Origin of the sequence: Klebsiella sp. WOUb02, assembly GCF_050058015.1 — a bacterium.
Taxonomy (GTDB): domain Bacteria; phylum Pseudomonadota; class Gammaproteobacteria; order Enterobacterales; family Enterobacteriaceae; genus Klebsiella.
In genome coordinates this window covers 3,060,584-3,086,516 of sequence record NZ_CP170110.1, presented here as the reverse complement: position 1 = coordinate 3,086,516, position 25,933 = coordinate 3,060,584, and the positions used below count along the sequence as shown (strand labels likewise).

22 protein-coding genes and 2 pseudogenes are annotated in these 25,933 nt (G+C 56.8%); 4 read left to right on the top strand and 20 right to left on the bottom strand.

The annotated features are described in order from the left end of the window. Positions 1–7 precede the first annotated feature (7 nt). The 14 genes from ABOC21_RS21880 to ABOC21_RS21815 form a co-directional block, all read right to left on the bottom strand. Positions 8–928 carry an ABC transporter permease gene (locus ABOC21_RS21880; RefSeq protein ID WP_426813259.1) on the bottom strand — a complete coding sequence of 307 codons (921 nt, stop codon included), beginning with the start codon at positions 926–928 and terminating at the stop codon, positions 8–10. Beyond that, positions 928–1,776: an ABC transporter permease gene (locus ABOC21_RS21875; RefSeq protein ID WP_426813258.1), complete on the bottom strand. Its 849-nt coding sequence runs from the start codon at positions 1,774–1,776 to the stop codon at positions 928–930. Before ABOC21_RS21875 ends, ABOC21_RS21880 begins: the two co-directional genes overlap by 1 nt. After that, the gene (locus ABOC21_RS21870) at positions 1,773–2,366 is read right to left on the bottom strand and encodes an ANTAR domain-containing response regulator (protein WP_426813257.1); all 594 of its coding nucleotides are present in this window, start codon (positions 2,364–2,366) and stop codon (positions 1,773–1,775) included. Before ABOC21_RS21870 ends, ABOC21_RS21875 begins: the two co-directional genes overlap by 4 nt. After that, on the bottom strand, positions 2,363–3,490 hold the full coding sequence (locus ABOC21_RS21865; protein WP_426813256.1) for a transporter substrate-binding protein: 1,128 nt from the start codon (positions 3,488–3,490) through the stop codon (positions 2,363–2,365). The genes ABOC21_RS21870 and ABOC21_RS21865 overlap by 4 nt, the downstream gene beginning before the upstream one ends. 230 nt (positions 3,491–3,720) lie before the next feature. Next, complete coding sequence (locus ABOC21_RS21860; RefSeq protein ID WP_426813255.1) at positions 3,721–4,932, bottom strand: CdaR family transcriptional regulator; 1,212 nt, start codon at positions 4,930–4,932, stop codon at positions 3,721–3,723. Then, a complete protein-coding gene (locus ABOC21_RS21855; RefSeq protein WP_426813254.1) occupies positions 4,929–6,104 on the bottom strand; it encodes a glycerate kinase in 1,176 nt (391 codons plus the stop codon). Before ABOC21_RS21855 ends, ABOC21_RS21860 begins: the two co-directional genes overlap by 4 nt. 13 nt (positions 6,105–6,117) lie before the next feature. Next, positions 6,118–7,455, bottom strand: coding sequence for an MFS transporter (locus ABOC21_RS21850; RefSeq protein WP_426813253.1), 1,338 nt, complete (start codon positions 7,453–7,455; stop codon positions 6,118–6,120). A gap of 106 nt (positions 7,456–7,561) precedes the next feature. After that, on the bottom strand, positions 7,562–8,440 hold the full coding sequence (locus tag ABOC21_RS21845; RefSeq protein WP_045853246.1) for an SMP-30/gluconolactonase/LRE family protein: 879 nt from the start codon (positions 8,438–8,440) through the stop codon (positions 7,562–7,564). A 13-nt stretch (positions 8,441–8,453) separates the two neighbouring features. Next, complete coding sequence (locus ABOC21_RS21840; RefSeq protein WP_426813252.1) at positions 8,454–9,791, bottom strand: MFS transporter; 1,338 nt, start codon at positions 9,789–9,791, stop codon at positions 8,454–8,456. Between the two features lie 133 nt (positions 9,792–9,924). Further along, positions 9,925–11,115 carry a thiolase family protein gene (locus ABOC21_RS21835; protein WP_426813251.1) on the bottom strand — a complete coding sequence of 397 codons (1,191 nt, stop codon included), beginning with the start codon at positions 11,113–11,115 and terminating at the stop codon, positions 9,925–9,927. 11 nt (positions 11,116–11,126) lie between these two features. Continuing rightward, the gene (gene fabG, locus ABOC21_RS21830; RefSeq protein WP_426813250.1) at positions 11,127–11,861 is read right to left on the bottom strand and encodes a 3-oxoacyl-ACP reductase FabG; all 735 of its coding nucleotides are present in this window, start codon (positions 11,859–11,861) and stop codon (positions 11,127–11,129) included. A 10-nt stretch (positions 11,862–11,871) separates the two neighbouring features. After that, a complete protein-coding gene (locus tag ABOC21_RS21825) occupies positions 11,872–13,464 on the bottom strand; it encodes an acyl CoA:acetate/3-ketoacid CoA transferase (protein ID WP_426813249.1) in 1,593 nt (530 codons plus the stop codon). Beyond that, positions 13,461–15,017, bottom strand: a complete 1,557-nt coding sequence (locus tag ABOC21_RS21820) for a class I adenylate-forming enzyme family protein (protein WP_426813248.1) — start codon at positions 15,015–15,017, stop codon at positions 13,461–13,463. The genes ABOC21_RS21825 and ABOC21_RS21820 overlap by 4 nt, the downstream gene beginning before the upstream one ends. Positions 15,018–15,320: 303 nt before the next feature. Continuing rightward, on the bottom strand, positions 15,321–15,479 hold the full coding sequence (locus tag ABOC21_RS21815; protein WP_015585265.1) for a YqaE/Pmp3 family membrane protein: 159 nt from the start codon (positions 15,477–15,479) through the stop codon (positions 15,321–15,323). A gap of 278 nt (positions 15,480–15,757) precedes the next feature. On the opposite strand from ABOC21_RS21815, the gene ABOC21_RS21810 reads away from it, so the two are divergent. The 4 genes from ABOC21_RS21810 (at position 15,758) to ABOC21_RS21795 (ending at position 17,777) form a co-directional block, all read left to right on the top strand. After that, a complete protein-coding gene (locus ABOC21_RS21810; protein WP_426813247.1) occupies positions 15,758–16,039 on the top strand; it encodes a hypothetical protein in 282 nt (93 codons plus the stop codon). Between the two features lie 343 nt (positions 16,040–16,382). Continuing rightward, entirely contained in the window at positions 16,383–16,679 is a 297-nt protein-coding gene (locus ABOC21_RS21805; RefSeq protein WP_426813246.1) for a winged helix-turn-helix domain-containing protein, read from the top strand. A 52-nt stretch (positions 16,680–16,731) separates the two neighbouring features. After that, positions 16,732–17,304 carry a hypothetical protein gene (locus tag ABOC21_RS21800; RefSeq protein WP_426813245.1) on the top strand — a complete coding sequence of 191 codons (573 nt, stop codon included), beginning with the start codon at positions 16,732–16,734 and terminating at the stop codon, positions 17,302–17,304. Next, complete coding sequence (locus tag ABOC21_RS21795; protein ID WP_426813244.1) at positions 17,304–17,777, top strand: hypothetical protein; 474 nt, start codon at positions 17,304–17,306, stop codon at positions 17,775–17,777. Before ABOC21_RS21800 ends, ABOC21_RS21795 begins: the two co-directional genes overlap by 1 nt. 76 nt (positions 17,778–17,853) lie before the next feature. Here the strand turns inward: ABOC21_RS21795 and ABOC21_RS21790 are convergent, their stop codons facing one another. The 6 genes and pseudogenes from ABOC21_RS21790 to ABOC21_RS21765 form a co-directional block, all read right to left on the bottom strand. Beyond that, entirely contained in the window at positions 17,854–18,330 is a 477-nt protein-coding gene (locus ABOC21_RS21790; protein ID WP_426813243.1) for a hypothetical protein, read from the bottom strand. Between the two features lies 1 nt (position 18,331). Further along, positions 18,332–19,222 carry a winged helix-turn-helix domain-containing protein gene (locus tag ABOC21_RS21785; RefSeq protein WP_426813242.1) on the bottom strand — a complete coding sequence of 297 codons (891 nt, stop codon included), beginning with the start codon at positions 19,220–19,222 and terminating at the stop codon, positions 18,332–18,334. Between the two features lie 450 nt (positions 19,223–19,672). After that, positions 19,673–20,515, bottom strand: a complete 843-nt coding sequence (locus tag ABOC21_RS21780) for a winged helix-turn-helix domain-containing protein (RefSeq protein ID WP_426813241.1) — start codon at positions 20,513–20,515, stop codon at positions 19,673–19,675. A 403-nt stretch (positions 20,516–20,918) separates the two neighbouring features. Further along, positions 20,919–21,974 carry a fimbrial protein gene (locus ABOC21_RS21775; protein WP_426813240.1) on the bottom strand — a complete coding sequence of 352 codons (1,056 nt, stop codon included), beginning with the start codon at positions 21,972–21,974 and terminating at the stop codon, positions 20,919–20,921. Between the two features lie 22 nt (positions 21,975–21,996). Then, a pseudogene (locus tag ABOC21_RS21770) lies at positions 21,997–24,343 on the bottom strand (fimbria/pilus outer membrane usher protein); the annotation flags it as partial. Positions 24,344–24,379: 36 nt separating this feature from the next. Beyond that, positions 24,380–25,879, bottom strand: a pseudogene (locus ABOC21_RS21765) (IS3 family transposase). Positions 25,880–25,933: the final 54 nt, after the last annotated feature.

Genomic DNA, 25,933 nt, shown 5'->3' with positions numbered 1-25,933 from the left:
TCCCCTGCTACTTTTTGACATCAATGCGCGGATCGACCCACGGCAGTACCAGATCCGCAATAAGGTTGCCGCCCACAATGGCAACCGCTGAGACGGTGGTTACCCCGACAATCACCGGAATATCCACCTGTTGAATCGCCTGCCAGGCCAGTTGGCCGATGCCCGGCCAGCCGAAGACCGACTCAACCACCACCAGTCCGCCCATAAAAATACCGATATCAATGCCAATCATCGGGATCAGCGGCAGTACGGCATTCGGCAGTACGTGGCGCAGCAGTACGCGTGTCCTGCCCAGCCCTTTGGCCCGCGCGGTGCGGATAAAGTCCTGCTGCAGTACCTCAATCATTGACGAGCGCAACATTCGCGAATACCAGCCGCTGCCGAGCAGACCAAGGGTGAGCGCCGGTAGCGCCAGATGGCTGAAACCGCCGTAGCCTCCCATCGGGAACCAGTTGAGCACCACGGCGAAGAGATAGAGAAACAGCATCGCGGCGATGAACTGCGGCGCCGAAACGCCGACAAAGGAGAGCGCCATCAGCAGTCGGTCAGCCAGCCCGCCGCGTTTTAGCGCCGCCAGGGCGCCGAGGGCGATACCCAGCACCAGTTCGCAGACAATCCCCGCCGCCATTAGCTGCAGCGACGGCCCGATGCGGGCGGAAATCAGTTCGCTTACTTCGCTACGCTGAATGAAAGAGCGCCCAAGATCGCCATGCAGCAGTCCCGTCAGGTAGCGGAAATACTGCTGATAAAACGGTAGGTCTAGCCCCAACTGATGGCGAATGCTTTCAACCACTTCCGGCGTGGCGCTGCGCCCGGCTATCTGGCGTGCCGGATCGGCGGGCAGCATAAACAGCAGCAGGTAGCAGATCAGCGTGACGCCGAGCAGGATCAGCAGCGCGTGCAGCAGACGTTTTCCCAGAAACAGCATCAGCTTCTCCTTTTTAAGCCGGGATCGAGGGCATCGCGCAGGGCGTCGCCAGCAATGTTGAAAGAGAGCGACAGCAGCACGATCGCCGCGCCGGGAAAGAACACCAGCCACGGGGCCGAGGTGAACCAGGTCTGGCTTTCAAAGATGATGTTGCCCCAGCTCGCAGTCGGCGGCTGTACCCCTACCCCGAGAAACGAGAGGGTGGCCTCCAGCAGCACCGTAGTGGAGATGCCCAGCGTGGCCCAGACCAGCACCGTCGGCACCAGATGTGGAATTAAATGCACGCCGAGAATGCGTAAGGTGCCGGCGCCGAGGGTGCGTTCCACGGCGATAAAGTCGCGGGCGCTCAGGGCGCTGGTTTCGGCGTAGATAACCCGCGCGATCTGCACCCAGTTCACCATGGCGATCACCATCGCCACGATCCACACGCTGGGCTGGAAAATAGCCGCCAGCGCAATTGCCAGCAGCAGCGCCGGAAACGCCATCATCAGGTCGGTAAAGCGCATCAGTAGTCCTCCGATACGCCCCTGCAAATAGCCGGCGCTTAGACCCACCAGTACGCCGGTCAGCACCGCAATGCCGTTCGCGACGACGCCGATCAGCAGCGAGGTACGCGCGCCGTAAATCAGCCGCGAAAACAGATCGCGCCCCAGAAGATCGGTTCCCAGCCAGTACGTGGCGTTGGGTGAGAGCGGCGCCCCCTCCAGACTCAACCCTTCGACAAACTGTTCATCGGGATCGAAAGGGGCGAGCCAGGGGGCGAACAGCGCGGCCAGCACCACCAGCAGAATAAACAGCAGCGAGAGCAGCAGCGCGGGGCGCCGCAGAAGATATCTGACCTGGTTCATCGCGTTCCCCGCTCGCCTGGCGTTATCCGCAGCAACCACTGCTGCGCCACCTGCGCCACCGGCTGGTTGCTACGCATCGATTCCGTGCGCAGACGAACCCAGGCCTGCTGTTCGTCGATGTTTTCCGCCAGCATCAGCGCCGCCAGCGCCCGGGTAATCTGCGGCACTGCCGCCAGACGCTGGCGCAGCAGCGCCTGCTGCTGCTGGGCGTCATGGAGCTGCTGACGCAATCCCACCGCCATCATTAGCGTGGTGTAGATAGCCCGCTGGGTAATGGGTTTGGTGAGGATCGCGGTGGCGCCGAGATCCAGCGCGCGCTGTACCTGGGAAAGCCCTTCGTGGGAGGTCAGTGCGATTACCGGTATCCCCGCCAGATTGACCTGCTGCAGGGTTAGCGGGCTGGCGAACGCTTCCAGCTCCACCAGTACCGCGCAGGGGGCGAGCGGCGGCGGCGCGTCATCCGTCGTCAGGTGATGCCAGCGAATGCCCATCCGCGTCAGGTTCTTTTCCAGCGCTTCGCGGCTCCTCGCTTCGCAGTCCACCAGCAGGAGCGGCTGAGCATCAAAATCCGGGGACAGTAGCGTTTTCATTTCACAATCCTCAGGTCTGGTCTGGCGGAAACCGTCCGGCCCTGGCGCAGGTCGGTGGCAGAAAGATAGGGGTCAGGCATCACCGGCTGCGATTCGCGATGTAAAATCTGAAAGTGGGTTTGTTGCAGCTCTGCGATATAGCAGGGCAGGCAGGCGTGGTTATTTTGCGCCAGCACCGCGAGCGCGCCCGGCGAACGGGCATCATACTGGCGATGTAGCGCCGCCAGCACCGCGTCCGGCCGGCTGTCTCCGGCCTGACGCAGGCTGTCGGCGAACAGCCTTACCGCCCTCCAGGCGCCGATGTAATAGTGGGAGATGCGCCGTGCGCCGTGCTGCAGGCGCTGCCGGGCACAAAAGTCGGGATCGACGCTTTCAAAAAACGGGCCGCAGGAGAGCAGACGCACTGCCCGCAGCGGCGCGACTTCAGCCACTTCGGCTTCGGTAAAGTTACAGCTGAGCACGGCTAACGTCCGCCGTTCTTGAATGCAGGCTTCGTCCAGCGCGCGGAGAAAAGCGTAAGCGCTTTCGCCCACCAGATTGTTAAGGACAAAATCGACCTCTGCGCTGAGAATCGCCTCCACCAGCTCGGCTACGCCGCGGTTTCTCAGATGCAGATATTTTTCTCCGACTACCGCGCCGCCGGAGGCTTCCACAACCTCGCGTGCGATACGGTTGCTCTCCCAGCCCCAGACGTAGTTAGAGCCGGCCAGCCAGGCGCGAGTGCCGAACGTCTCCAGCGCCAGCCGCAGCAGCGGCAGCAGGGTCTGATTCGGGCACCCGCCGAGATAGACCACCTGTTCGCAGCTTTCGAACCCTTCGTAAGGCGAGCCGTACCACAGCAAAAGGTTATGCTGTTCCAGGTCCGGAATGATCTCCTTCCGGCTGGCGGAGGTGATGGTGCCGAAAATATGGCGGATGCCCTGGTCGATAAAGGAACACACGGCCTCGCCGTAGGCCGCCAGATCGCCGGCAGGATTAATATGTCGGGCCTGAATCTGAAACGGATAAGTGGGATCGGCGTTGATTTCCGCCAGCGCGTGAAGCGTACCGGCCAGCGCGCTGTTCGCCATGTGGCTGTAGGTCCCCTCCGTGGACAGCAGAATGCCGATATCAATGGTTTTCACGTGTGCGCGCTCTCCACAATAAAAAAAGCCCGATCGTCCTTAGCAGGACAATCAGGCTTCATTACCTGTCGATATTTAATGGGGACAAGGCTTAAGGGTTGCCCCGGCTTGTATATATTCGACATGAAAAATTCATGCCATTTTTAAAGTGCTGAGAGATCATTAGGTTAGATTTTTCGCTTTTGCCGCACCGCACCACGATGGGGCGCTATCCCCGACGCGGTGCAGGATTAGGGGGCGATGCGTGCATTTTCCTTTGCGCCCTGTCTCTCCCGCTGTCGCCTCAGACTCAGCGTATCAATCCACTCGCTCTGCCGCGGGTTCTGCCGCCGGTAGCAATGAACCGACACCGAGAGCTGCACCAGGTCGGTAAACACCATCGGATCCAGCTGGATATGCTTTTTAATCTGCTGTAGCCGGTAGGTGAGGGTATTGCGGTGGATCCCCAGCTGCAGCGAGGTCTTGCCCGGTTCGGCGTTATTGGCGATAAAACAGGCCAGCGTATCCAGCAGCGCTTCGCCGGAATCATGCTCCAGCAGCTGCCGCACGTTGTTGTTAAAGAAGTTGACCATATAGCTGTCTTCCAGCACCCGAAACAGGCACAGCATCGCCATTTCGCGGAAATAGTAAATCTGCCGCTGCGGCTGAACTTTGCTGCCCACTTCTATCACCGAACGGGCGAAGCGAATCGCCTCGCGAATGTCGGGCGCGCTGTCCGCCTGTACGCCAACGCCGATGTGATAATGGCTGATCTGGGTGCTGAGGATAAACGCAATCCCCTTGAGCAACGTCTCCTGGGGCTCGTTCAGCGCATCGAGGATCAGGATTTCATTACTGCCCAGCAGGATCACCTCCCTGACCCCGGCCAGCTGCGAGAATTCGCGCAGCAGCGTGCTTAGGATCTCGCTCAGATGGCGCTGTTCCACCTGGATGGTGACCACCACCGGCACCAGCGGCGTGTCGAAGGTGAAGCCCAGCTCCGCCAGGCGGCACAGGGCCTCCTGGCCCGGGTGGCTCTCGCCCTGCTCAAGATATTGGCAGAACAGGGTGTCGCGCAGACGCTGCCGCCAGTTGGTTTCGCGCATCTCCATCGCCTGGCGCACCAGCAGTTCGGCGGTAAGCACCGCCAGCTCGGCATAGCGGCTGATCGCCGACGGATCGCCGCTGATCCCCACCACCATGACCACCCGATCGGCAAAAATAATCGGATGATTAATGCCGGGATGGACGTTCTGAAAGCGCGCCGCTTCCGCGGTGTTATGGATGCAAATGCGCTTTCCGGTGCGGATCACCTCGCGGGCGATCTCGTGCTGTTCGCCAATACGATGGCGTTCTCCGGAGGCAATAATCTGTCCGTGATGATCGATCACGTTGACGTTGTGATGGATGATCGCCATTGCCCGGGTGACAATCTCATTAGCCAGCGCTGTTGTAATAATCATGCTGTTATCCGCTCGTGTTCATTCCGCCGTTGCCCGCATAAAAAGGTTCGCAGCACATTTTCCGCCGCGTCGGCGAGCAGCTTTTCGCAGGCGCTCATTGATTCCGCCAGCGGCATCGGCCGCGGGCAGATCGACCACATGGCGTCAATATGATGTTGGTAAAGCTGCTGGCTGGAGTCATCCCGTCCGCCGCACAGGGCGATCACCGGTACGCGGCGGCGCGCGGCGGCGTTCGCCACCCCCACCGGCGCTTTGCCGAACGCGCTCTGGCGATCGAGCCAGCCTTCGCCGACGATGGCCAGCGCAGCGTCGCTGAGGTGACTATCGGCGTTCAGCAGCTCCAGTACCAGCTCGATCCCGGGGCGCAGCGTGGCGCCGGCGTAGGCCATCAGCGCGGCGCCCATTCCGCCCGCCGCTCCGGCGCCGTTTAAGGCGCCGACGTCGTAGCCCAGCGTCTGCGTCAGCTGCCGGTTATAGTGGGTCATCCCCGCTTCCAGCTCGCAGAGCGCCGCGCTGTCCGCCCCTTTTTGCGCGCCGTAAATCCAGGTGGCGCCCTGTTCGCCCAGCAGCGGGTTGCTGACGTCGCAGGAGGCCTGCACCTCGGCATGGCGCAGGCGCGGGTCCAGTTCGCGCAGGTCGATGCGCTGAATGCGCGCCAGATCCTGTCCCGCGGCGGCGGCCGGCAGCAGAGAGCCGTCTTCGCACCAGAAGCGCGCGCCGAGCGCCTGGGCGAAGCCGATGCCGCCATCGTTGGTGGCGCTGCCCCCCAGCCCGATAATCAGCCGCCGGCAGCCGGCGTCCAGCGCCGCTTTCACCTGTTGGCCGAGCCCGTAGCTGCTGGCGCGGCGCGCGTCCCGCCGCGCCGCAGGGGTGAGCTCCAGCCCGCAGCTTTGCGCCATCTCGATAATCGCCTGGCCGCCGGGCAGCAGCAGCAGCGCCGCCTCGACGGGCTGGCCGTAGGGATCGCGGCAAAGGTGCCGCTGCCAGGTCGCGGCGCCGAGCTGCGGGCTTTCCGCCAGCGTCGTCAGCAATCCTTCGCCGCCGTCCGACACCGGCATTTCCACCAGCGTCAGCGGCGCGCCGACGCGGCGTAGCCCGCTGGCGACCGCGGCGCAGGCCGCCTGCGCGCTACAGCTGCCTTTGAACGAATCCAGCGCGATGACAATTTTCATGGGTTCTCCTGGTTTACGGCGCGTGGCGCGGGGTCTTGTCGGTGGTCATCAGCTGCAGCAGCATGCCCAGCAGCGCGCATCCCGCCATGGTGAAGAAGGCGTATATGTAGCCCGCCGGGTTCGACCAGCCGCCGCCCAGCTGGATCAGCCAGCCCATCAGCAGAGGGGAAACCCCGCCGCCGATAAACATTGCGGTGGTGATGATGCCGTTGGCGGTGGAGGTGGCGCGTTCATCGGCGGAATCCGACGCCATGGCGTAGTAGATCGGCCATACGGCGTTGGCGACCAGGCCGAAAAAGAGCTGGATGGCGATCAGCCGCGGCATATTGGTGGCGAAGTAGAACAGCGCGATACCGATACTCATCCACAGCCCGCAGATGATCAGCGTGCGCTTGCGGCCCAGGCTGTCCGACAGCCACGGCCAGATCACCTGGCCCAGGGTGCCGGTGAGGGTAAATACGATGCTTAACCCGGCGGCGGAGGCCAGAGACAGGCCGGAGACGTGGTACAGATAGGGCGGCAGGACGACGTTAATGCCCATATAGACAATCTGCGTCAGCAGGGTGTTGCCCGCGGTAAGCGAGATATTGCGGTTACGCAAGGTGCGCAGGAAGGTCCGCATCCCTTCGCCTTTTGCGACATGGCTGCTGTCCTGAGTCGCCGGGCGCGTCATCCCCTGCTGCTCGATGTGCTGGTAAAGGGTGGTGATGCGGTCGGCGGTGGAATACTTCGCCCAGAAGATCATCAGCGGGATGGCGATAATCAGCGCCAGCAGGAAGCAGTAGCGCCAGCTGCCTTCGCCGAAGGTGGCTAACACCAGGCTGGCGACCACCCCGCTCAGCAGCGCGCCGATCGGATAGCCGGTATGGTGGACCCCCAGCGCGAAGCCGCGCTTCTCTTTCGGCCACCATTCGGCGGTATTGCTGACGCCCACCGGTTCGCCCCAGCCCGCGCCGAGGTTCACCCCGACCCGCAGCAGCACAAAGGTGGTCAGCCCGTGGCTGATGGCTTTAATCCCGGAAATGAACGACAGGGCGGTGTAGCCCAGCACCAGCGGCACCTGAAAACGCGCGCGTTTCCAGCCGGAGCCATAGCGATCGCTCCAGATCGAACCGGGGATGTCGAGGATCGCCAGGGCGACCATGATCAGCGCCACAAGGTTACCCCACTGTTCCGGGGAGAGGGAAAACTCCTTTGAGATGACCGGTCCGAGGCGCAGGATCATTTCGCGATCGTAGGCGTTAAGCACCCAGATTAGCCAGCATACCAGCAGGGAAACCCAGGAGAAACGATGTATTAGCTGCTTTTTCACGCCTTTTTCGCTGGCAGGCGTTTGATTAATCGTTGTCATAGTGTTTGCTCCACGGCGCCGCGACAGCGTGATGGGCGCCGCTTGTTGTCAGGGTCAGAGTAAGTTCACCGGGTATTGTTGTTTTAACGGCGAACCGGATATTCATTTAACCAATGAAGCGCCGCTCCGCTACGCCGGTGATGCCCAGTCCGTAAATGGCGAACAGACTGCCGCGCAGCTGATTATCTTCCGGGAAACGCGGCAGCGGCGGCTGCGCCATCGAGGTTACGTACAGCACATCGAGGTTTTCTCCGCCGAACATCACGCTGGTGACTTTCTTCACCGGCATCTCGATAATGCGGTCCACCTTGCCCTCCGGCGTATAGCGCACCAGCTTGCCGGCGTAGACCAGCGCATTCCACAGGCAACCTTCGCTGTCCACGGTGGCGCCGTCCGCCGCGCCGCCTTCGCTGCGATCCACCTCGCAGAACACCCGCTCGCGGGAGAGGTTGCCGCTGGCGGCGTCGTAGTCCCAGGCGCGGATCTCGCCGGTCCAGGTGTCGGCGAAGTAGAAGGTATCGCCCGACGGACTCCAGCAGGGGGCGTTGGAGACGATGATGTTCTCCTTGAGCACGTGCAGCGACAGATCCGCATCCAGGCGATACAGCGCGCCGCTCGGCTCCTCTTCGCGCATATCCATCGAACCGAAGAGAAAGCGTCCCTGGCGGTCCACCTTGCCGTCGTTCAGGCGGTTGAAGGGTCGGTCCGCCTCCGGGTGATGCAGCAGCTCAAGCTCGCCGCTGGCGAAATCGAGGAGATGCACGCCGTGCTGCAGCGCCACTACCGCGCCTGCGCCGTTCTGGCGCAGGGCGAAGGAGCCGATTTTCTGCCGCACGTCCCAGCTCTGGATCGCGCCGCCCTGCGCGTTGCAGGCGAACAGCCGCCCGTCCTGACTGTCCACCCACCAGAGCCGCTGTTGTTCTACGTCCCAGACCGGGCTTTCGCCGAGCCGGGTTTTTAAATCCAGCAACACTTCAATGCGCATGATTGTCTCCTGGTTAAATTTTTTCTCCGCCTGCGGGCCTGGCCGCGGCGGCGGTATGTGAGGGTTGGCGTTGAATAAAGAGCGCCACCAGCGCGCCGACGATCAACAGCGCCACGGCGAACCACAGCCCGGAGGTGGCGGAACCGGTACGATCCTCAAAGGCGCCGAGGATAAAAGGCCCCAGAAAGCCGCCGCACAGGCCAAGACAGTTGAGCAGGCCGAAGCTGCCCGCCAGCATATGGCCGCTCATGATCGACGGTAGCCAGTTGAAGATGATGGATTGCATGGCGAAGAACATGAAGGCGGCCAGCGAGAAGCCGAGCAGCGCGACGCTATGGCCGCCGGTGGCGCCAATCGCCATGCCGACCGCCATCACCAGGTAGCCCGTCATTAGCATCCGGCGCGAGCGCTGTTCGGTGCGGGCGAAGCGCGGCAGCAGCACCCCGCCGCAGGCGGCGGCCACCCACGGAATGGCGGTCAGAAAACCGATGTGCAGCGGCGTCAGCTGCCCCCAGCTGCCGATGATCCCCGGCAGGAAGTAGCTCAGTCCGTATACCGAGAACTGATGGGTAAAGTAGATCAGCACCAGCAGCAGAAATACGCGGGTGGTGAGGGCGGTTTTGAGGGAAAAACGGGCGGGAACCAGGCTGGTTTCCCGCGCTTCGCGGGCGAGATCGGCGTCGATCGCCCGGATATCTTCGGCATTCAGCCACGGCGCGTCCGCGGGCTTATCCGGCAGCTTGCGCCACACGATGACGGAGAGGAGGATCGCCGGGAGGCCCTCAATAAAGAACATCCACTGCCAGCCGTGCCAGCCCGCGGCGCCGTCGAGATTCAGCAACAGCCCGCCCAGCGGCGCGCCGATGATGTTGGCTAAGCAGACCCCGAGCAGGAACAGACCGGTGGCTTTGGTGCGTTCCTCCCGGCCAAACCACAGCGTCAGATAGTAGATGATGCCGGGATAGAGACCCGCCTCCGCGGCCCCCAGCAGCAGACGCATGATGTAAAACGACGTCGGCCCGGTGACGAAGGCCATCGCGCAGGAGATGATCCCCCAGGTGATCATGATGCGGGCGATCCAGCGCTGGGCGCCGATCTTCGTCAGAAACAGGTTGCTGGGGATCTCCAGTACCGAGTAGGAGAGGAAAAACAGCCCCGCGCCCAGCCCGAAGGCGGTCGCGGAGAGGCCAATATCCACCGACATGCTGGCTTTCGCCATGCCGATATTGGTGCGGTCGATAAAGCTGATGATGTACGCCACGATCAGCAGCGGCATCAAATGACGGTAGATCTTTTTATGCGTTTGCCGGAGCGGCGTATCGCTCATCGCCTTTTCATTTATTGCGGACATGGTTATTATTTCCCCGTAATCGTGGTCAGAAGCCTTGCCGGGATCGTGCCGATCCCGCATGTCAGCTCTCAGGTTGTCGCCGGGCGCTGACCCGAACGACGCCCGGCCCGAAGCCCTACTTCGGGCCGTTTTTCTACGCTCCTTCGCGCTCAAACAGCATCGAAATACCCTGTCCGCCGCCGATGCACATGGTCACCAGGCCGGTGCGCGCGCCGCTGCGTTCCATTTCGTACATCAGCTTGACCGGCAGGATCGCGCCGCTGGCGCCGACCGGATGGCCCAGCGCAATCGCGCCGCCGTTGACGTTAACCCGCGCCGGATCGAGGCGCAGATCGTTGATCACCGCCAGCGCCTGGGCGGCGAAGGCCTCGTTGAGCTCCACCAGATCGATGGACTGCACGTCCAGATTGAGCCGATCCATCAGGCGACGGGTGGCGGGAGCGGGACCAAAGCCCATAATGTCGGCGCCGCAGCCTGCCACCGCCCAGCCGCGAATACGCATCCGCGGCGTTAAACCGCGTTGCTCCGCCTGCCGACGCGTCATCATCACCAGCGCCGCCGCGCCGTCGTTAATCCCGGAGGAGTTGGCCGCGGTGATAACGCCGTCTTTTTTGAACGCCGGACGCAGGGCGGCGAGTTTTGCGCGCGGGGTATCGCGTGGATGTTCGTCGGTATCGAACCAGCGGGTCGCTTTTTTGCCGTCCGGCACTTCCAGCGCGAGGATCTGCTCGCGAAAGCGGCCCAGCTCAATCGCTTTCAACGCCTTTTGCTGGCTGTCCCAGGAGAAATCGTCCATCGCTTCGCGGGTGATGCCGAAGCGCTCCGCCACGTTTTCGGCGGTCATGCCGTTGTGATAGGGCCCTTCCGGCCAGGTCAGGATGGAGATCAGCCCATCCTCCAGCTCGCCGTTGCCCATGCGATAGCCGTCGCGCGCTTTGCGCAGGTAGTAGGGCAGCTGCGTCATGTTCTCGGTCCCGCAGGCGACCACCGCCTCCGCCTGGCCGCTTTGCAGTTCCATCATGCCGTCCGCCAGCGCCTGCAGCCCGGAGCCGCACTGGCGATTGACCGAATAGGCGGTGCTCTCCTGCGGAATCCCGGCCCGCAGCTGGCAGACGCGGGCGATAAAGCCGCTTTCGGCGATCTGTCCGACGTTGCCGACGATCACCTCATCCACCTCCTGCGGCGCCAGCCCGGCGCGCCGCACCGCTTCGCGGATCGTCGCCGCGGCGAGATCGTGCTGGTGGGTATGTTTCAGACTGCCGTTGAAGGTTCCTATCGCGGTGCGTACACCGCTGACGATCACAATATCATTGGCCTGTGCCATGGTTTTTCTCCTTACAGAATCATGCCGCCGCCGACGTTAATCACCTCGCCGTTGATGTAGCGGGCCCCCTCGGAGGCCAGAAACGCCACGCATTCGCCGACGTCTTTCGCCTCGCCGGCGTAGCCCGCCGGGATTTTGTTGATCATGATTTGCCAGACGTTTTCCGGCACGCCGCGGGTCATATCGGTATCGATAAATCCGGGGCAGATGGCGTTTACCGTCACCCCTTTTTTCGCCAGCTCGCGGCAGGCGGTTTTGGTCATCCCCACCACGCCGGCTTTCGAGGCGGCGTAGTTGGTTTGTCCGATGTTGCCCAGCCAGCTGGCGGAGGCGATGTTGATGATGTGGCCCGCGCCGCGCTCGCGCATGCGGATGGCGGCCTGCTGCATGCAGAAGAAGGTCCCTTTCAGGTTGACGTCGATTACCGTATCCCAGTTCTCTTCCGTCAGCTTGTGCAGCATGGCGTCGCGGTTGATCCCGGCGTTATTCACCAGAATATCCACCGGGCCGAACGCCGCTTCCGTCTCGGCGAACAGGGCTTCGACCTGCGCTTTTTCACTGATGTTGCAGCTGATGAAGAGCGCCTCCGCGCCCGCGTCGCGCAGGGCTGCCGCCGCGGCCTCGCCGTGGGCGTCGCGATCGGCGATAACCACGCGCGCCCCTTCGCGGGCGAGTATTTGGGCGATGCCAAAGCCGATGCCGCGTGCGGCGCCGGTGACAATGGCGGTTTTAGTGGCAAGTTTCATAAACGGTTCCTTACGTGTGTGATGATGAATCGGGGGAGAGGCGCTGTTTCAGCCCGCAGGGGGCGGGCTGAAACAGCGCGCTGTCCATCACGGTCAGCTCCGGGGCGATTAACGGGCGAAAATCCATGTGCGCCATGATGTCGCGTTGCAGATCGACGCCGGGGGCGATCTCCGTTAGCACCGGCCCTTCAGGGCGCAGCTCGAACACCGCGCGTTCGGTAACGTAATGCATGGTTTGCCCCTTCGCGCGGGCCAGCTCGCCGTTATAGGAGATCTGGTTGACGCGGGTGACGAACTTGCGCACCTCGCCTTCGCGGACGATACGCAGCGCCCCCTGTTCGCAGGCGATCTCCAGCCCTTTGGCGGTGAAGGAGGAGCAGAACACCACGTGGCGCGCGTTCTGGGTGATGTCGATAAAGCCGCCGGCGCCGGGGCAGGAAGCGCCAAGGCGTGTGGCGTTGACGTGGCCGCATGGGTCCATTTCCCCGGCGCCCATAAAGGTGATATCCACCCCTGCGCCGTTGTAATAGAGCATCTGGTCCTGGTGACTTATCATCGCGCTCAGGTTGCAGCCGATGCCGAAATCGGTGCCGCCGGCCTGCTGCCCGCCGTAGATGCCTGACTCCACCGTGATGGTGAGCCGATCGTCGAGCCCTTCTTCGTGGACGATGGCGCCGATGACGTCGTTGGGAATGCCGGTGCCGAGGTTGATGACGCAGCCGGGCGTCAGGTAGCGGCAGGCGATGCGGCCGATCAGCTTGCGCAGGTCCAGCGGCAGCGGGGCGCTCTGCGCCGCGGGCAGGCGGATATCGCCGCAGAATGCCGGATCGAACGCCCAGCCGGAGGTCTGACGATGATTCGTCTGCGGCTCGTCGCAGACCACTATCGCGTCGATCAGCGTTCCGGGCACGGTCACGCTTTTCGGATGCAGCGAGCCCGTCGCCACGCGGTATTTCACCTGTGCCAGCACCTTCGCGCCGTAGCGTTTAGCGGCGAGGACGGCGTGCAGCACTTCCAGCTTCATCGCCTCTTCGTCAGTGGTGAGGTTGCCCGCCTCATCGGCGTGGGTGCCGCGCACAATCACCACATCCAGCGGGATCGCCGGGTAGAAGAGATACTCTGCGCCGCGAAATTCGACATGTTCGATCAGGTTGGGCTGCTCGCCGGTGCGGGCATTCATGCGTCCGCCCTCGATGCGCGGATCGACAAAAGTGCCCAGCCCGACCGGGGAGAGCCGTCCCGGCAGGCCGGCGGCCATCGCGCCGTACAGGTGGACCATTTGCCCCTGTGGCAGGCACCAGGCCTCCACGTCGTTGTTATTGATCATCGCCATCCAGCGCGGCGCCAGCCCCCAGTGGGAGCCGATAATACGGCGGACCATCCCCGGATGGGCGAAGTGCTGGTTGCCGCGCTGGCGATCGCTCTGTCCGGCGGCGTGCATCAGGGTCAGGTCGCGTGGCGCATCGGTTGCCAGAAAGCGCGCTTCGATGGCCTGCAGAATGGATTCCGCCGCGCCGATAAGCGTCATGCCGACGGTACAAACCGTATCGCCGCTGCGGATAAGCTGCGCCGCCTCGTGGGCGCTGATAAACCTGCTGCTCACTTTTTATCCTCCGTCGTCAGGCTGGTGATAGATTCCGCAAGCCGCGTTTTGAGCTGCCGCTTGCTGACCTTGCCGTTATGGGTGCGCGGCAGGGTGCGGGTAAAGATGATGCGGGCCGGAAGCTTGAAGCGGGCGATCTTCACCCTCAGCCAGGCAAGGATCTCCTCGCTGGTGAGGTGGGAGTGCGCGTCCGGGACGATAAACGCCACCGGCTCTTCGCCATACACCGGACTGGGGGCGGGGATCACCGCGACTTCGCGCACCCCCTGATGGGTCGAAATAATGTTTTCCAGCTCCAGGGAATAAATCTTCTCGCCGCCGCGATTGATCATGTCCTTGCTGCGATCCTTGATATACAGCCAGCCCTCCTCATCGAGATAGCCGAGATCGCCGGTGCAGAACCAGCCCTGCGCGTCGCAGCTGGGGCGTCGTTCGCTGCGCTGCCAGTATTCGCGGATCACCACGTCCCCTTTCAGCCAGATATGGCCGATCTGCCGGCTGGGGAGGGGCTGCTGGCGATCGTCGAGGATGCGGATGGCAAGGCCGGGGATCGCCTGCCCTGAACTGCCGCGCTTCTCGTTGTCCCAGACGTCGACCGGGAAGATGGTGGCCGGGGAGGTGGTTTCGGTCAGCCCGTAGATCGGGTGAATGGCGGTATTCGGAAACAGCGTTTTTAACTCGCCGATCATCCCCTCGTTCAGGTGGCCCGCGCCGCAGGCGATGGCGCGTAGCGAGGGCCAGGTGGTGGGCTGGAGGGCATTGCGCGCCCTCGCCGCCTGGCAGAGCAGGATAAACACCGTCGGCGAGCCGTGTAGAAAGGTGATGTTCTGCTCGCGCAGGGTAGTGAGTACCTCAGGGGCGTTAAAACGCTGCTGCAGCCAGATGCTGGCGCCGAGGGCGATAAACAGGGCCAGCAGTGCCGACAGCCCGGTGATGTGATAGATCGGCACCGCCAGGATGGTGCTATCTGCTTCCGTCAGATTCAGCTTTTGCGCATAGGCGTCGATGGCGCACAGCAGATTGCCGTGGGTGATGATGGCGCCTTTGGGCTCGCCGGTGGTGCCGGAGGTAAACATCATTATCGCCGTGTCGTTGCGGGTCACCTGCACCGGCAGCTCTGGCAAAGCCTCGGGCAGCGTCAGCGCCTGCCAGTCGGTGAGCGCAACGCAGCGCGCGTTTGACGTGTGTCCCAGCCAGTCCTGTAAGCTGGCATCGAATAACACCGCCTGGGGAGCGATATGGCCCACCAGCTCCTCGCTTTCGGCCTGTTTTAGCTTAGTGCTGAAGGGGATCACTTCGATGCCCAGGGCGAGGGCGGCGAAAAAGATCTCGCAAAAGGCCGGGTGATTGCCCCAGGCCAGCAAAATGCGATCGCCTTTGCGTAATGACCAGACGCGGTCGAGCTGCGCTATGGTCTGCTGTACCCGCTGGTGGAAATCGCGGTAGCGATAGCGCTGATCTTCAAACGCCAGCGCCAGGGCGTCCGGGCGGCGTGAGGCGCTGTGGCGCAAGGCCTGGTATAAATTGTGAAAGTCGGCGGAGGTGCTGCTCATTTGTCTCTCCTGACATAGCATGATGGCTTGTCGTAGTCTGGAGAATTTCCGCAGCGGAAATTGCTGAATGGCTCACAACAAAAATTCAACAATATTGGAACGGATTTGTAATATTGCACAAGGCGGCGAGCGGGCGGGTTTATTCTTTGGCGGGTGAGGATTTCATGCCCTCAGCGGTCGTCCGTATCGCAAACCGTTCAGCGGCGGCGTCGGCATGAAAAAGAGATGTGAGTAGCAGGCCAGCGTGGAGAAAAGTGACTTTGGGGTAAAGCACGGCGCCCGGGCGCCGTAATGGTGGGGCGGTTAATCGCGGGTTTGCACCCAGAACGCGTGAATCAGGCCGGGAATATAGCCCAGCAGCGTAAGCACAATGTTAAGAATAAATGCCCAGCCGAATCCTTTACCTAATAGTACGCCAAGCGGCGGTAAAATAATCGTTAAAACAATTCTCCAGAATCCCATATACGCTCCCTATAAGAAAATTAACCGTTTTCGCTGGTTAAGTTTAGTAATTCTGCCCGAGAGTGCCAGTTTGCCCGGCGGTTTTACTCTCCTTTACGCTTGCGGGCGGACGGTAACGATCGCCGGGAATAGCGCTCTGCATTGGACATGCCGTCAACGCCGGTGATAGCGAAAGCTTTAGCGTCTGCTGGATTGATGATCGGTGCTTGTATAAAGGTTCGTGTATTTTAAACTTGAATACCCGTGAGTAAATGAAATTCTTTTCAGGTGTAAATTAAGTGTTTAATGCTGGTAAAATAATGGTGCCATCTCGCAACATCCCTGCCTTAAAATATAAAATATTCTCAGCTGATATTTTCAGGATGTTGCAGCTGGATAGTATTTTCAAAAAGTTATTGGATGTTTTAATATGTTTCTACGCACATAGCGGCCCATGGCACAATACTATAGCTTTCTTTATCATTCACGTTCGCCATCTTATGCGTCTCAGCGATCCCGGCTACCGGCCAAAAGGAAGAGGTCAGGGGACGTATCTGGCTGAATATGCTGTTGGCGGCTAAGAAGGTGAATTCAGCATAGCGTGATTTACCGAATTCGGCGATTAATAAATTAATCAGTCTGATAACAATTTTAAGCCCTGTTCGGATGCATTTGAATTTATACCTGGTTACATCAATGTCAACTTAGAAACAAATTGACAATCTATTTATGGATGCTGCTGAAATAAATAGATATCCCTCGCATTTTACGTATCGTGATATGGATTTTCGCCATCAGAACATAGTTAAATTCCGTTTGTTAATCTTTATTCGATCGGTTAATATTTGCGCGAAAAATTTGCTTTCTTAGCCGAATATTTAACTCACTGATTTCAAAGACACGGGTAGCTAAGGGTGTAGTAATATGGATCGCTCAGATAACATCCAAAGCTTTCTTATTGGGGAGAGAGTTGCGTTCGTTCCTTCCCAGCGGGTGATTGTTGATAAGCTGACTGCAAAAGAAATTAAGCTGCATCTTCCGGCGAGCTGTTGTCTGGAAAACTTACTCCATCATCAGGGAGAGATTGTTTCTCAGGAAGCGTTAATCCTCTGCGGATGGGGGAGTAAGCGCAATGCCGGCGTGAGCCATAATACTTATTATCAGTGTATTTTACACCTGCGAAAATCCCTTTCAGGCTGTAGGGTTTCCCGACGTTATTGATACGGTGCCAAGGCGTGGGTTGAGGTTTAATAATAGCGTAAAAGTAACGCGCGTGTATCCTGATGAAGATAATAAGCAACAAATTGATAACGGTGTAAAAACCGACGTTGATGGCAAAGAAGCCTTCGCTCCGAATAATATCATTGGTGAAATATCAAAGGGGGAAGAGGCTGAAGCTGATGATGCCCCCGAGGCGTTTAATACCTCGAATGAAGTATTACCAGAGCCTGCGGGTTATGAAAGCAAGCCCGCGAATGATCCGCTAGATAGTGGTATTAACCTCAGAGATAAATGGCTAAGGAGTATGGGGATTTTCGTCATAGCAGCAATGGCTTTATTGATTCTTTTTGCTCACCGCCACGGCGCTGACGGCGATGCTTTTTCTGACTATGTCAAACTATCTTCCGATGGCTGTACTATATTTTCAGCGGATCGCAAGCATTCTCCTTCTGAGATTAAGGGAATCCTTAGCGCTCTGGGGTTGTCCTGTGTGAGTAACGAAGTTATTTATTTTACCGCATCGCCCATGAATACGCGATTAAACTTAATGTATTGTCCCGTTTACAATAAAAGTAATCAAAACTGTCGCTCGCTGACAGTAATGAAAAAAATAAAGGTAAAGTGATGCGAACAAAAAAATATTACCCGGCAACTTTACTTATAGCTGCTGTATTCGCTGCGGTTTATTTTTTTAAAACGGATGATTCAAATAATAAGATTGTATGCCAGAGTCGTCATACTTTACTGCATGACGGTTTTCGTCTGGATTCTAATTTTGGATTCACTTTAGCTAATGACAAAGGAGAGATTACGGTGCACGCCATCGCCGCTGAGAATGGCATACAGTCGCAGGTTGGCAGGGTCATTAATTTTACGTATGTGAAAAATAATGACGTATATATACTTAAAAATAAGTATGTCGAGTATCTGAGTACTGACAACAGCAAAGATAGCAATGTAGATTTTCATTTACCCGCATTCTTTTATGAAGCAGGAAAAGAGATCGCGCTTAAGATTGAGTATGATAAGTATCACAATCCCGTCATCTACTTACACAACATGCCGATGTTCTACTGTAAAAAATATGATCACGTTTAAGTAAGTCATTAGGTCAGAATCTGCCGTCATGGCCGACTGTGCAAAGAACGCCATAGTCGGAAGGGTGTTGACTCTCTCAGAGCATCTTCTGCTTATGACACACGTAGGCCGGCAGAGTAGAAAATATAAATAAATAGCTGTTCTCTTGTTCAAGTATCTTCACGTAAATATCTTTTTTAGGATAAACGAAAAACAAAGGCTCATATTTCTCTAACCAACCGTTACTAACGGTTTCATCAGGGAAGACGACGTTGTTCAACGAGTGTAAATGATAAACGTTGTTGCGCTTTTCAATATTAAAGAATATTTTCCGATTGAATTTATTCGCCTCATGGGTAATGGAGCGGCCATTCATGCTGAGAATACCGCTATCTTTGCTAATTCTGTAAGTGAGAGAAACATTGAGCTCCTCGTCCGCATGGTGCTGAACAAAGTTAGCTTTGCATGTGAATTCAAGCGGCTGATAACGCTGCCACAGCGAATAGCCTGTCAGTATTAACGTTAAAAATAAGCATACGCAAAGCACATACACCGATACACGGTAATGTCTCATTCTAATGATCCTCAATAAAATAGTTTGAAATGCAGTAGTTAGGGCTGGACATGGGTTTATTACAGCGGATCACCGAAGCCCTGGGCAGCATGGCGTATCTGCTGATATATACCCATGGGAACTTTTGGCAGTCAGATTTGAACTGTACGCCGTAGGTTAGCGCTTTCTTTCGTTCATCCGCATTATGAATATCTTTATTGAGGAAGAGGTGGCAACCACCGGTGTTCGCGGTGAGCTGATAGTTTTCGAAGTAACGCTGGTCCTGGAAGTGAGTCAGAATGACCTTCAGGTCTGCCAGCAGAATAGAAAAGATAAGAACCGTCATGAGAAAAAACAGCTTACTCAATTTGCCGGCGTCTCTCTTTTGCAGGTACTGCGGGTCGGGGATGTCGGGAGCCGAGATCGCGACATCGACAACGGACTCAGCCGCCTCGTGCAGGCTTTCGTCATAGCCGGAGTTTTCCTTGTCCAGCTCATCATCAAATGTGGGCAACTCTGCTTCGTCGGCTACCTGCTCGTCAACATGGGTTAGCGCTGGCGGATCGGTGGATTCAATGGCCTCAATCTGCGTATCGAGAGCCAGCGTTAATCCGATACGCGGTATCGTGGTGATGGGATCGCTGGTGAATCCAACTTCTTTCATCCCTTTTCTGAGCAGACAGATGTTTTGATAGTAGGTATTTGCTGATACAACGAGTCCAAGCTTCTCCCATACGTTATACATAAACTCCTGCTGCGTAACAATTGTGCCGGCTCTCTCGATTAATAATAGTAAACAACGGCTTGCCGGCGAGTTTAGTACAACCATATTCGTGGGGTTGATAATATTTCTTAACTGACGGGTTGTAGGATGAAATTCAACAACCTTGTTAATAACGTAATATCTATGCATTAATTATATAGAACTCATTCAGCAACTGGTGAGGTTTATCTCTGCGGATGCAGATAAATTAAGATATTTTCACATTTAGATAAAAGTATAAGTGATAGACTAAGTGCTGCATACTCTGGCTCCTGGCGAAAAATCTCATTTATATAATTGTATTGAATCAACGAGCCCGTCTTGTCAGGTCATCACGGACAGGACATTCTTTCCATCAATAACGGAGGCGGGAATAGCAGGGTTGTCATTACGTGTCTGCATGAGTCTGATAGCGTATTGTCCGAAATCAGATTAAGTTGAGGCCATGCGCCGGCATGATTTTCCCTTTATCTTTTAATCCGCCGTTGTAGTGAAATGATGGCGTAGTGCTTTAATCATTACTCAATGAAGTATTCGGAAATACACGAGGTCGATTGCGCGAATGGTTTATTACAGCGGATAATCGAGGTTCTGGGGAGGTCAGTCTGTTGTCGTCACGTATACCCAAGGGTAGTTCCGGCAATCGCTGGTGATATGTTTGCCATATTTGTTGAGCACCTCTTGTTTCAGGCTATCGGATGCCGGTTCCGCTGATAAAACATGGCAGCTCTGGGTTGACGTTATCGTCTCATAGTCAGCAAAATAGCTTTCTTTCATACCCGCCATGTATGAGAAAAACGCTGAGATAACAGCAATGCTTAGCGCCAGAAGAACGCCATTTTTTACCGTGAACTCGGGCCTGTATTTCTTCACTCCGCTAAGAATAGCTGGGGAGGTATTGTTGCCAGCTCCCGACCATGGCAGCTCTCTTTTTAAGCCATAATCGGCGATGCTCATCGATGAGCGTCCGATATCCTGATGATTACTGTTCTTAACCACCGCGATCGAGGTGCTGTGGATCGGTTTCCTGTTGCTTTCTGAGTCCGGAGAGACGTCGGTGGTTGATTTACGGATTTGTGTGCCGGATGCCAGAGTCAGCCCAATGCGGGGAAGGGTAATAATGACATTTTCCTCTAACCCGGCATGGGTAAGGCCTCTGCGGAGAATCGAGATGTTCTGATAATAGGCGTTTGCGGTTACGCGCATGCCGCTCTGCTTCCAGACGATATCCATAAAATCCTGCTGCGTGACGACATTGCCGATATGACTAATTAATAATAATAAACAGCGACCGGCGGGTAAATTAAGGGTGACCTTAAGCTCCGGGTTGTGAATATTACGCAAGGTACTTGTTGCTGGTTGAAATTCTACGCATTCATTAATGACATAATTGGCACGTAGATCCGTTAATAATTTATATGGTTCATTGCGGTTGTTTGCCATTTCATTAACCCCGAGATAAAAGACAAACATAAGCATGTGAATGTAATAGCTGTAAAATGAATTTTGTTATTATTATATTATTTAATCATGCTCGTTGGCACGCCTGGTCACGCTCTGCTACCCGTTTCGCCCGACCCTGTCAGAGATACGCTCAGGCCCGGTATATAAAGGGCAATCCTCGTGATTAAGTGGCCTCATAATGGCAGAACGGCGTTCTGAATTTCAGGTCGGGATTAAGGATAAGTGTTCCAATGGTTATTTAGCTGCATGGGCCGGGTAAGTTCTTCGCGTTCGAATACAGAGGGGCGCGTGGGCGGTCCTGGCAAAATTATTTAAATATTTATATCGGCCCGGATCGTTTAAGCCCTCTTACTGAGGGCAGTATATACCGCGGATTATTAGATTAATCTTCCTGGATAACAACCTCTAGCGCCGCTTTAACCAGTCCGTCTGAAATATCATCATTCATCCGGAAATAATCAGCGGTAAAGCTGATGTCCTGATCAAGGCTAAGAGACGAAATTGTGTAGGCATCGGTATCGAAAAATTTCACCGGCGTGTTATCTTTTTTAAAAATGATCCCGACGTTTTTGGCTCCACCGCCGCCGCCTGGTGCTACGGGGATGGCATTTTCTATTACGCCTGTATCGGTGGCAACCGATCCCCTCGGGTTAAACCAGTAGGTGAGTTTCTTACCCTGCAACTCATTTGGGCAGGTAATATTCATATCAATTGTTTTACCTTTGCCGGTTGTCGCACCGCGGGCAAGCGCCAGCAGATCGCTTTTAGTAATTCTTTGTAGATTAACCGTGCTCGGCCCTTTAAGCGAGATATTGCAGCTCTCATTACGAAAGGCGATTCTGGTTGTTTTGGGGTTTACCCAGTAGATCGCGCCTTTTCTTGCATATGTCAGGTCGTCCGGATCTGCTACGCGAAACTCAATTTCGACGTTGATGTTGTTCGCCCCGCTGGTATCAATGGGACCCGTTTTAATTAACCACGCAGAGAAGTGCGGCGTTGCGGCAAACTGCGCGGATCTGTCAAAAGGCGTTGGCCAGCTTCCCGCCTGCCCGACGATCTGTTTACCGATCCGGCTAGCGAATATATCACTAAACTGAATGCCAATGCCGGGAGCGCCGGTTTCATAAACAGGCATGCCGCGGACGGTCAACCCCGGCACCTCTGGCCTGTTCACGGCGACGATATATTGCGCCCCCGGTCCGCAAGTATACAGTCGGTGGTGTAGATTCATCCCGCCTACTGTTCGGCTATAAAGGATTGCGCCAATCGGAAGAGCAGAATCGGCTGATATCTTGGGGGACATCGTCATACCCTGACGTTCTTCTACACCACCATTAGGACCTTCATTACCCGCAGAATTTGTATAACTGCACAGCCGTGCAGCCGAAACCCCGCTGCAGAAAAATATTCCGGCCAGCAGTACAATCATTTTTTTCATTTTACTCATCTCTTTATGATTATTATCGACACAGGGCTTCAGTCTGGCTGACTCCGGCGTTTTTCTTCTGGCCGGCAGATAAGGCATAGATGGCGGTACATTTCTGGGCCGCATTTTTACCCCAGCTGACCGTCAGCGCGCCCGTTTGCTGTAGGCCGGTCATATAAACCATGCCTGCATCGCTCACGATACTGGCCTGGGTTTTGGCTGCGCCGGCAAGCGTGACCATTGCGCCAAAAGGCACTTCGCGGCCAGCAGGGGTTTTAAGGCGAATAAATGCCCGCTGCCCAATATTCCCGTCATAGTTTGCGCGCACGATAGCGCCGCGAGTGGGGACAACCTGCCGCGTGGTCTGCATCAGCTCCATATCGTCGCCAAAGGATGTGCTGTCCAGAGTGATATCGGTGCTGCGGTAGGGGGTAATATAGGGAACGATGGCATAGCCGCGACTGTCCGTGACGATCGTTGAATCCGAGCTGAGCCTGACGTTATCCAGACCCGGGGCTTTGATTAACACTGCCGCGTCGCTGATATTCTGCCCAAACGTGATTCCGTCCGCATGCGCGATCAGGCTGCCGCTGGCGCCGTAGTCGATCCGTCGGCTGTTTTTGTCGTAGCTGTAGCCGACGTTTACGCTGCCACGCGAGCCGTTATAGGTTCCCCTGACGTCGCCGCTATAGTGCTCACGATTGCTGTAACCCTGCTGGATATCCCAGTCAAGGTTATTGTTTTCCAGAGCGATGCCGCCTAAAGAAACATACTGATCCGTAGACCCTGGGCTACTCTCGGTGATCTGATAACTTGCATAGGTATTTGGCAGCCAGTTGCTCAGAGGTATGGAAATTGTTAGCGCAAGACGCTGATCGTTTCGCGCCTCGTAGCTGGAGCCGTGTGAACCCCAGGTATAGCGGTTATAGCTATAGCCCAGATAATAGTTAATACCCTGCCAGCCGCCGTTATAGCCTAGGCTTAATGATTTATTGGTACGCTTGTTATCCCAGTAATCTTCGATCAGCGCGCTAATAGACAGGCTCCCTCGTGATTTTCCCAGGCTCTGATTTAGCGTCAGGTTGGTACGATTGCGTAAAGAACGCGCCGAGTAATAACGTCCGTCATCGGAATAAGTATTAAGCACTTCAGACAGCGTGTTAAACCCTTTGGTCGAGTAGCGATAGCCCGCAATGGTAAAATTGGTTCCGGTTTCGATAATATTTTTACCGTAGCGTACGCGCCACGACTGGCCGGAAGTTTTATCGTCATAGCGTTTTTTAGACCAGGCCTGGGTCACGTCGGCCGACAGGGCGCCGAGGCTGGCGAGGTTATACCCCAGGCCGGTAGACAGAGCCTGATATTTTGCCGATGCCTGCATACCGCCGAAAATCGTTGCGCTGGTTGATACGCCGTATTTGGCGGTGGCCTGCGTAAAAGGGGTTTCATTAATGGAGCCGACGTAAGGCCGATATTTCCCCGAGGTGATTTCATACTCGAACTGATTTTCCCTCAGCATGACCGGCAGAGCCGCAAAGGGAACGATAAAGTTCTGTCGCGAGCCGTCGGACTCTTCAACCGTAACATACAGATCGCCACTCCCGCCGCTGGGGTACATATCCGTAATTTCAAACGCGCCAGGCGCGACGTAGGTCTGGTAAACCTGATAGCCGTTCTGTTTAATCACCACCCGGGCGTTGGTTTTAGCGATACCGCGGATCACCGGGGCATAGCCACGCATGCTCTCCGGGAGCATGCTGGTATCCGTCGCCAGCTGCACGCCGGAAAAGGGGACGCTATCAAAGATGCCGGATAAGGAAGAGCTTTCGCCGAGGAGCAGGTTGCTGCTGATGGAGCGCAAGCTGCGCTGGAGATAAAGATAAGCGGAATCAAAATGAGACTGACTCCCCCTTGCTTTTGTTCCATATGCCAAGGTTTCTGACGCGCCAGGGGCCGATATTTATCCCGGATGCCAGATTCAGTCCATGGTATTCATTATCGCTTTTATAATCCTGCGAACCGTTAAACTGATAGTTCACAAACATGGCGTTTATGCCGTCATCAAACTTTTCCGTTGGAATGTAGTCGTTGGCCACCGTACTCATCGCGGACTGGGGCGTGGAGATATCTAAGCGCTGGGCGGTGAAATCGAAAACGGTTTTGCTGTCTGGAATAATATCGAAGTTGGCACAGCCTTTTTCATTCTCTTTCAGTTCGGGGAATGATTTAACTCTGACGCCATACTGAGAAAGTGCGTCCAGCGTGAAGCAGGGGATAAGGTTTAGCTTTTTATCAAGCCTGCTGCCGCGGTCGGTTGTAACAAATTTAACGTTTTTGGTTTCCAGATAGCGACCATTAAAAACGATATCGACCCGGTAGTCTCGGTGCGTGTCAAGGTAGTTGTCGCCTCAGTTGATTCATGCGGCCCGCGTTTCCCGCTCCGGATTTAGCCACACTTCTTCCTGCCGGCTCCAGTTTCGCGTTGCCCCTGACCAGCGGTGCGGATGCTGCTTTTTCGCGGCCTCGTACACCGATTTTCGCTGTGACAGAAGTTGACGGTCTTCGCCTCTGTGCCGCTGACCCGGCGTCACATAGCGGATACCGCTGTGCCGGTGCTCTTCGTTGTACCAGCCGACGAAGCCTTCCACCCAGGCACGGGCCTCTTCCAGCGACGCGAAGCCCTTCTCAGGCCACGCCGGGACGTATTTCAGCGTCCTGAACAGCGACTCCACGTGGGCGTTGTCGTTGCTTACCCGTGGCCGGCTGTGCGACGCGGTTATCTTCAGTTCCGCAAGCTTCACCTGCAGCACCTGTGACTTCATGGGGGCCCCGTTATCCGCATGCAGCACCAGTGGCTCCTGCCAGCAACGCTCGCTCAGCACTGTCCGCTTTACCAGCTCTGCCGCATATTCCCCGCTTTCTACCGGATGCACTTCATAGCCCACGATTTTGCGGCTGAACACGTCTTCTGTCAGATACAGGTAGAACCAGTGGCCCGCCGTCAGCGACTTCAGCCACGTGATGTCCCACGACCAGACCTGGTTCGGCGCTGTTGCCTTCCAGGTCGACAGCGGCCTGCTTTGTGGAGCCTGCTGACGTCCCCGGTGACTGACTTCGCCGTAACGCCGCAGTACCCGGTAAAACGTCGATTCACTGGCGATGTAACGACCTTCATCGGCCAGCACCGGGACGATTTGTGCCGGTGGCAGACTGGCGAACCGGGGTTCATGACAGACAGCCAGCACCAGCTGCTCCTCTTCAGCGCTGAGCCTGTTCTTCGGCACCGGCCGGGGGGCAGCGGGACGCCGGTCATCAGAGCCTGCGTTGCCAGCGCTGGCGAGTCCGTTCGCTGATACCCACACACTGACAGGCTGCGTGCTGCCGGGCGCCGGCATCAAGGGCTTCCTGCACCATGGACATCAGCTGTAATCTGTCGGCCGCGGGTGTCATTCGTCCTCGCGTTCTTCGGCGAAGAACGCCTTCAGCTTTTTTTCCAGAATGAGCAGCGCCGCGGCTTCAGCCAGCGCCTTGTCCTTGCGGGCTATTTCACGGTTAAGTTGCTGAATTTCTTTTTTCTGCTTTTTAATCAAGGCTCTTTCTTCACGCTGACCGGGCTGCATAAATTCGTCCCTCCACTGCTGAATTTGCTCAGGATAAAGACCTTTACGGCGACAGTATTCAGCCACAGCATGAGCAGAAAGCGGTGCGGTTTCAACGAGAACGGCAAAGCGGGCGTCCTGCGACCATTCTGGCGTTGACTGACTTTCCGCTACACGAACGCCAGCCTGAGTACGCCAGGCATAAAGCGTATTGGCCGGGATCCCCTCAGAACGGGCTAACTGAACGACCGGTTGATTATGTGGCGGCATCATTCTGGCGATCAGAGCGGCTTTACGCTCAGGTGAATAAGTGTTCATTATTGTCCTCTCCGGCCCCCGGAAATTTTTCTGTCAGAGGCGACAACTACCCTG

Bases quoted from the DNA above. Each gene is read 5' to 3' on its own strand.
- ABOC21_RS21790 (WP_426813243.1), bottom strand. From the start codon at position 18,330: ATGAGACATTACCGTGTATCGGTGTATGTGCTTTGCGTATGCTTATTT.
- ABOC21_RS21860 (WP_426813255.1), bottom strand. From the start codon at position 4,932: ATGATTATTACAACAGCGCTGGCTAATGAGATTGTCACCCGGGCAATG.
- ABOC21_RS21785 (WP_426813242.1), bottom strand. From the start codon at position 19,222: ATGCATAGATATTACGTTATTAACAAGGTTGTTGAATTTCATCCTACA.
- ABOC21_RS21805 (WP_426813246.1), top strand. From the start codon at position 16,383: ATGGATCGCTCAGATAACATCCAAAGCTTTCTTATTGGGGAGAGAGTT.
- ABOC21_RS21795 (WP_426813244.1), top strand. From the start codon at position 17,304: ATGCGAACAAAAAAATATTACCCGGCAACTTTACTTATAGCTGCTGTA.
- fabG (WP_426813250.1), bottom strand. From the start codon at position 11,861: ATGAAACTTGCCACTAAAACCGCCATTGTCACCGGCGCCGCACGCGGC.
- ABOC21_RS21820 (WP_426813248.1), bottom strand. From the start codon at position 15,017: ATGAGCAGCACCTCCGCCGACTTTCACAATTTATACCAGGCCTTGCGC.
- ABOC21_RS21880 (WP_426813259.1), bottom strand. From the start codon at position 928: ATGCTGTTTCTGGGAAAACGTCTGCTGCACGCGCTGCTGATCCTGCTC.
- ABOC21_RS21875 (WP_426813258.1), bottom strand. From the start codon at position 1,776: ATGAACCAGGTCAGATATCTTCTGCGGCGCCCCGCGCTGCTGCTCTCG.
- ABOC21_RS21775 (WP_426813240.1), bottom strand. From the start codon at position 21,974: ATGAAAAAAATGATTGTACTGCTGGCCGGAATATTTTTCTGCAGCGGG.
- ABOC21_RS21850 (WP_426813253.1), bottom strand. From the start codon at position 7,455: ATGACAACGATTAATCAAACGCCTGCCAGCGAAAAAGGCGTGAAAAAG.
- ABOC21_RS21815 (WP_015585265.1), bottom strand. From the start codon at position 15,479: ATGGGATTCTGGAGAATTGTTTTAACGATTATTTTACCGCCGCTTGGC.
- ABOC21_RS21855 (WP_426813254.1), bottom strand. From the start codon at position 6,104: ATGAAAATTGTCATCGCGCTGGATTCGTTCAAAGGCAGCTGTAGCGCG.
- ABOC21_RS21780 (WP_426813241.1), bottom strand. From the start codon at position 20,515: ATGGCAAACAACCGCAATGAACCATATAAATTATTAACGGATCTACGT.
- ABOC21_RS21845 (WP_045853246.1), bottom strand. From the start codon at position 8,440: ATGCGCATTGAAGTGTTGCTGGATTTAAAAACCCGGCTCGGCGAAAGC.
- ABOC21_RS21870 (WP_426813257.1), bottom strand. From the start codon at position 2,366: ATGAAAACGCTACTGTCCCCGGATTTTGATGCTCAGCCGCTCCTGCTG.
- ABOC21_RS21840 (WP_426813252.1), bottom strand. From the start codon at position 9,791: ATGTCCGCAATAAATGAAAAGGCGATGAGCGATACGCCGCTCCGGCAA.
- ABOC21_RS21835 (WP_426813251.1), bottom strand. From the start codon at position 11,115: ATGGCACAGGCCAATGATATTGTGATCGTCAGCGGTGTACGCACCGCG.